Annotated in this window: 4 protein-coding genes; all 4 read left to right on the forward strand. The window is 42.4% G+C overall.

All coding sequences use genetic code 11. The features are described from left to right. Nucleotides 1-40: 40 nt before the first annotated feature. The 4 genes from N475_RS19940 (at nt 41) to N475_RS19955 (ending at nt 6,444) form a co-directional block, all read left to right on the forward strand. Complete coding sequence (locus N475_RS19940) at nt 41-3,430, forward strand: chromosome segregation SMC family protein (RefSeq protein ID WP_063365838.1); 3,390 nt, start codon at nt 41-43, stop codon at nt 3,428-3,430. Between the two features lie 16 nt (nt 3,431-3,446). After that, on the forward strand, nt 3,447-4,154 hold the full coding sequence (zipA, locus tag N475_RS19945) for a cell division protein ZipA (protein WP_063358057.1): 708 nt from the start codon (nt 3,447-3,449) through the stop codon (nt 4,152-4,154). A gap of 101 nt (nt 4,155-4,255) precedes the next feature. Continuing rightward, nucleotides 4,256-4,495, forward strand: coding sequence for a hypothetical protein (locus tag N475_RS19950; protein ID WP_063358056.1), 240 nt, complete (start codon nt 4,256-4,258; stop codon nt 4,493-4,495). 11 nt (nt 4,496-4,506) lie between these two features. Continuing rightward, nucleotides 4,507-6,444, forward strand: a complete 1,938-nt coding sequence (locus tag N475_RS19955; RefSeq protein ID WP_063358055.1) for a BRCT domain-containing protein — start codon at nt 4,507-4,509, stop codon at nt 6,442-6,444. Nucleotides 6,445-6,720: the final 276 nt, after the last annotated feature.

A 6,720-nucleotide genomic window follows, 5' to 3' on the forward strand; every position in this document is an offset into this window, starting at 1 on the left:
GTGATGTAGACAATTATTGGCTTCATAATAAATACTCTTTATGCGCTTAAGTCATATTAAACTGGCTGGTTTTAAGTCATTTGTAGATCCAACCAAGATCCCATTTCCAGATCAAATGACCTGTGTGGTGGGTCCTAATGGGTGTGGAAAATCAAATGTCATCGATGCGGTACGCTGGGTACTCGGTGAAAGCTCGGCTAAAAATCTGCGTGGTGATGCCATGACGGATGTTATATTTAATGGCTCGACGCATCGTAAAGCTATCTCTCAAGCTTCAGTAGAGTTGATGTTTGACAACACCGAAGGAACATTACCTGGGTCGCTTGCGGACAGAAATCAAATCGCAATAAAGCGACTGGTCACAAGAGATGGCCAATCCTTGTATTACCTCAACGGTAGCAAGTGTCGTCGTCGAGACATCACGGATATTTTCTTAGGCACTGGTTTAGGGCCTCGAAGCTACGCCATAATTGAACAGGGCATGATCTCACGGCTAATTGAAAGCAAGCCACATGAACTAAGAGTATTTTTAGAAGAGGCGGCAGGGGTATCCAAGTATAAAGAACGAAGAAAAGAGACCCAGACACGTATCAAAAGCACGCGTGATAACTTAGAGCGCCTGTTAGATATGCGTCAGGAGCTCCAGTCTCAGCTAGATAGGCTAGCAAAACAGGCAGAATCAGCACGTAAATATAAAGAACTCAAAGTACAAGAACGCACCCTAAAAGGTCAACTTGCGGTAATAAAGTGGCAAGACTTTAATGACAAGCTTCAACATAAAGTTGCACAAATAACCAAGTTGGACGAGCAACTGACTTTTCTGGAGCAAGCACATGGTGGCCAAAACGATGTGATAGCAAGCTTTGAGCAGCAAGTAAATCACTTGACTGATGCATTAAATGTGGCGCAACAAACTCAGCATAAAACTCACACTGAACTCACTCGTGCAGAGCAGCAAAAGATACATCTAGGTGAAAAGCGTTCCGAATTAACCGAGCAGCAAACTAAGCTCGTGGAAGAACGCATAAATGCACAACAACTTTTAAGTGAGCAAAGTCAATCTTGTGATACTCACCAACAACAATGCGATACCGCAGCAGAAGCTTTGGCGATTAGTGAAGCTGAATTGGATGAAGTGGTCGCTTTATATGAAGTTCTGCATATCGATGCGCAGGACTTGGAGCAAAGCTTAGAGCATGCACAAGGTCAACTAAGCGATGCTCAGACGCAGCTAAATAGTCACACCGGTGCAATGCAACAATCTCAACAGAGGCTGCTATTCCAACAAGACAAGCTTAAAGATTTGATGGCAAAGCGAGATGGGCTTGAGGTACAAAATAGTACTAAAGAGCTGTCTATAGAGCAGTCTAAACAACAAGCGTTAGTGAAAGAGATGGCTGTGTTGCAAGGTAAGTCTCAAAAATTAGCTGCTGAATTAGCAGGCTATGAAAGCCAAGCCAAAACCCACCAAACTGACCTAGAGTCAATAAAGCAGCAACGTATGGAGTTAACCACCGAGCGCGATATGTTATCAGAGCTGCTTGGGGCATCAGAGTCAAATTCAGCGCAGAGCTTTTTAAGTCAGTTGAAGGTTAGATCTGAACATATTCTTGTGGTCGAACGGGCATTGTTGGGGATCACAGAGCTTCGCTTGGTTGAAAAGCCTCATGAGCAAGGCCTTTGGGCTGTAACTAGGCAGCCTCATCCTGAGAGTGTTGCAACGTTGATAGAGTCAGGTGTCTATCCTAGTTTCTTAAATCACATTAAGTGGCTAGGCAAATCTCGTCAATTTGCACCCTGTACGGAGTTTATACTCGCGATTGATGAAGTGGGGGAGTTATACGGAGAAAACTTTGTCACTCAGCCAAGCGATAATCAAAATAGCGAGCTTGCCAAATTTGATCGACTTGATGAATTGTCTAGTCTCTTACCCGAGTTACAGCAATCCCTTAGTCATAGCGAAGACAAGTTAAACACGCTACTAGAATTACAGGCTGAATTGGTGAGTCAAATTGAGCAAGTTAAGCAAGATATTCACCGAGTCGCGCAAGATATTGCGGGTAGCAAAAGCCGTTTGCAAATGTTGGAACAGCAGCAGCAACTATGGCAACAGCAATCAGAACAACTTACTTCTGAGTTAGAGCAGGTCGAAAGTACGCTGGTGGCGCTTGATAAAGAAAATGAAAGCCTTACCGCTATACAAGCCCAATATGTGGAACTTGTGGAACAATTACAGCAACAAGTTGCCAAATGTAAAGAAGCGGCAGAAAAACACAAACGAGAGTATAGTCAAATAGTATTGCGTAAAAGCCAGCAGCAAGAGCGTGTTCATCAAGCTAAACTTACGTTACAACAAGCGCAAAGTGCACAGCAAATAAGTGCAACTAAATCGGCACATTTACTGCAAAGTTATGAGCAGAGTGAGTTGTCACTTAAAGCGAATAAGGCGCAGTTGTCTGAATTAGAAGCGCCAGCTCAAGAAGTAAATACACAGATCCAAAAGCTGCTGGCGAGCCATCAAGAGCAACAGAGTCAATTAGAGCAACTTGGTGCAGAAGTCGCTGTTGCGAAGCAACAACTTGCTGAAAAGCAACTTTCAGTTCAGGATTCTCAATCGCAAAGCCTTAAATTAAAGGAGCAAAAACAGCAACTCCAGTTACAAGAACAAAGCTTAGTGGTAAAGGCACAGTCGGCATTGGAGCCACTACTTGAACTAAAACAAACCTTAAAAGGTGTGCTAGCAACGTTAAATAAAGATATGACGCAAGGCGTGTATCAAAGCAAATTGGCTGCGACCAGCCAAAAGCTGTCAATGCTAGGTGCCGTTAACTTGGCCGCGATAGAAGAGTTTGATGAAGCGGCGTCGCGCAAGAAATATCTAGATGAGCAACTAAATGATCTAACGGCCGCGCTTGAGACTCTTGAAAATGCCATACGTAAAATTGACAGAGAAACTAAAACACGGTTTAGAGCAACTTTTGATGAAGTAAATGGATCGCTCGCTGAGCTATTCCCCAAAGTATTTGGTGGAGGAAGTGCTTATTTAGAGTTAACCAGTGATGATTTGTTGGAAAGTGGTGTTACTATAATGGCACGCCCACCAGGCAAGAAAAACTCGACAATTCATCTGTTAAGTGGTGGAGAAAAAGCGTTGACCGCATTATCATTGGTATTTTCTATCTTCAGATTAAATCCAGCACCATTTTGTATGTTGGATGAAGTAGATGCACCACTGGATGATGCGAACGTGGGGCGTTTTTGTCGCCTTGTGGAAGAAATGTCTCAAGCGGTGCAATTTATTTATATTAGCCACAACAAAGTGGCGATGGAAATGGCCGCTAGGCTAACGGGGGTAACTATGGCGGAACCTGGTGTTTCTCGTGTAGTTGCCGTGGACATAGAACAAGCAGTGCAGATGGCACATACATAATAAGTAAAGGTGAACAATGGCCACAGAGTTAAGATGGGCATTAATCGTGATCAGTGCGTTGATCATAGGTGGACTACTGATTCATGGGTTATGGTCTGTTAGAAAAAAAGAAGATAAAGACGGCAACAGACAGAGCGTGCCAGCACCAAAAGGCGACTCAAAAGTATCCGAACCGGAGCTCAATGAGATGAGCTTTACGGCGGTAGAAGAAGAACCAAATACCACTATTGATGAGCCTGTGTTGCACGACGCTGATGATGAGCACCCAGCTCCACCATCTGAAGAAAACTCTGAACCACAGCCTTCACCAGAGCCACAAGATTTTATTATCTTACATATTCAAATGCCAGAAGGTCTTACAATGGCTGGCTCTAAGCTTTTACCGAGCGTGCTGAGCTTAGGCTTTAAGTATTCAGATGAAGGCTTTTTTAATCGTCATTTAGAGTCGTCGGGCAATGGGCCTGTACTGTTCCGCCTTGTAAATATGTACAACCCAGGCACGTTTGATATCGATAATATGGAACAGTTTAGTACAGCTGGGGTAAGCCTGTTTATGACGCTACCATGCGAAGGAGATAGTATGGCCGCATTTAATATGTTGCATGGCGCCGCTAAAAAACTATCCGATGAGTTTGGTGCTCAGGTTCTGGATAGTGCACGACAGCCACTCACTGTGGATACGATCAGGGCGTACGTTGAAAAAGTACGAGAGTTCGCCGCTTAACGAGCAATTAGATATAGAGCTTTGCGCATTGCGTGAAGTTATAAAATAGATGAGCCACTGGTCTTCGCCGGTGGCTTTTGTGTTATTAGGAGGTTGGAGTTTTGAGACCTATCAATAATAGAATCAAAGAGTTAACATTGCGCTATGAGCAAGAAAATAGCTTCATTCGGCGTGAGGCTAAAGATGGCAATCAGATATTCAAGCTGGTGGTGTGTAATTTAGTAAATGGTACTTGGTTACGCAGTTCAGTCGGCCAAGTTAGTTCGCTAGGAGCGCTGAATAGTATTTGTAAGTTCAGTGTATTAAAAACAACTCATATTGATTTTCAAATGGCAGTGTAAGGTAAGTAATAATGTCAGAATATAATTTTAACGATATCCAAATAGCCATTATTGAAGAGCTAGGTTTAAACACATCGCCGTCTGAACTAGCAGACCTCCTCTCTGCTTCGGATAAAAACGCAGAAGAGCTCGAGATTGTACTCAAATTAGCAAATGCTTTATACAGATCAGGCCACCCAGTAATTGATGACTTAAAATATGATGGCTTGTCTGAGCAGTTAAAAGAATTAGACCCACAAAATGCCTTTTTAGCAGCCGTCGAACCAGAAGTCTTAATCGACAGCAAAACGGTGCCTTTACCTCAAAAAATGCTCTCTACAGACAAAGCTTATTCGTTTGAAGAAATTAAGAAGTGGACTGAAAGAATCACCAAGGCTGCGTCAGAAATAAATGTTGATCACAATACGATTGAATTAAAGATAACGCCCAAGTTAGACGGTTATGCCGCGTATGACGATGGCGCTATCTTGTACACTCGTGGCGATGGAACTCGAGGGCAAGACATTACTCGCGCATTTGAGCGAGGTCTGAAAATCGCAAACAACGGAGAGAGGGGGTTAGGGCCTGGCGAAATCGTTATTAAGAAGAGCTATTTCGATGAGGTATTAAGCGATAAGTTTGAAAACTCAAGGAATATTCAAGCCGCAATAATAGCTGAAAAGAAAATCGACGAGGATGTGCAAAAAGCGATTGATGATGGCGCGTGTGTATTCTATCCGTTTTTAGAGTTAGAAAACTGGATTGGTAATATCGAGGAGTTATTGTCCAATTTCGAGAATATTCTTGAAAAGATGTGGAATGCCGTAGATTACGATATAGATGGTTTAATCTTGGAAACAACCAATGAGCCAATTAAAGCTCATATGGGGGCAACGAGAAAATTCCACAGATGGCAAATTGCATTTAAAGTGAATGATGAGTCTGCTGAGGTTGAGGTATTAAAGGTTGTACCACAAACCTCTCGAACTGGCCGAGTTTCTCCTGTTGCAGAGCTCGCACCGACGAAGTTAAGCGGCGCGACCTTAAGTCGAGCAACAGTTCACCACTACAACATGGTTAAAACAAATGGGGTGGGACCTGGTGCAATTATACGATTGGTGCGCAGTGGTTTAGTGATCCCAAAAATAGAAGAGGTAATTAAGCCTGCTGAGCCTGAACTACCGGAAAATTGCCCTAGCTGTAATGCACATTTGATTTGGGAGGCAGATCATCTAATGTGCCCAAACAAATCAGATTGCCCCGCCCAAACAGAAAATACGTTGATACACTTTTTCAAGACGTTGGGTAATATTGACGGCTTTGGGCCAAAGGTCATTGAGAAAATTACCAACTATGGTGTTAAACACATTCATGAAATCTATGAAATTCCAAAATATAAATTTGTAGGATTCGGTTTCGGAGATAAAACCTCTCAAAATTTAGTCGATCAATTAAAAGCAAGCAGGGAGATTGAAATTGAAGATTGGCGATTTCTTGCTGCATTTGGAGTGAGTCGTTTAGCTGGCGGAAACTGTGAAAAACTGCTGCAACATCATTCGTTAGTTGAACTGTTTGATGTATCTGTTGAACAGATGGTTCAAATTGATGGCTTTGCTCAGCTCAGTGCTGAAGCGATTGTTGAAGGGATGAACAATGTAAGAGAAGAGTTTTTCAAGGTGTTTGAGCTGGGCTTTAATCTTGCTATTACGCCTAAGTTGGCCGATAGAGAAAACTCAGAGTCTCCCATCGCAGATGCTGTAGTTGTGTTTACTGGTGCTATGCAACAAGGCTCTCGAGGCGACATGGAGAAGCACGCTAAATCTCTAGGTGCAAAAGTTGCAAAGTCAGTGACGGGCAAAACAACTTATCTCGTAACTGGGGAGAAAGTTGGTGAAACGAAAATAAATGCTGCGAGAGACAAAGGCGTTAAAGTGCTCACTGAGCAGGAATATCTTGACCTAATAGGTTGATTTAGTTTTACAACCTATTAAGTAAGCCTGATTACGAGTGATAGATGAAAAAACATCTATCACTTGCACAATTTATGAGTAATTGTGCATTACTTCAACCGCTTTAATCGTAATCACATTCACCTTTTCAATACTGTTTTAATTTATTCATATTAGTGCTTATTTATTTCACCCTCAGCTTTACACTCTCAGCAGTATTTTCATAAGTCGAACTATGTAATTTTTATTAGCCCAATTTGTGTGCCTATTATGCTGATGTGTAACTCCACCCAATTT

The organism is Pseudoalteromonas luteoviolacea DSM 6061, assembly GCF_001625655.1.
In the GTDB taxonomy this organism is placed as follows: domain Bacteria; phylum Pseudomonadota; class Gammaproteobacteria; order Enterobacterales; family Alteromonadaceae; genus Pseudoalteromonas; species Pseudoalteromonas luteoviolacea.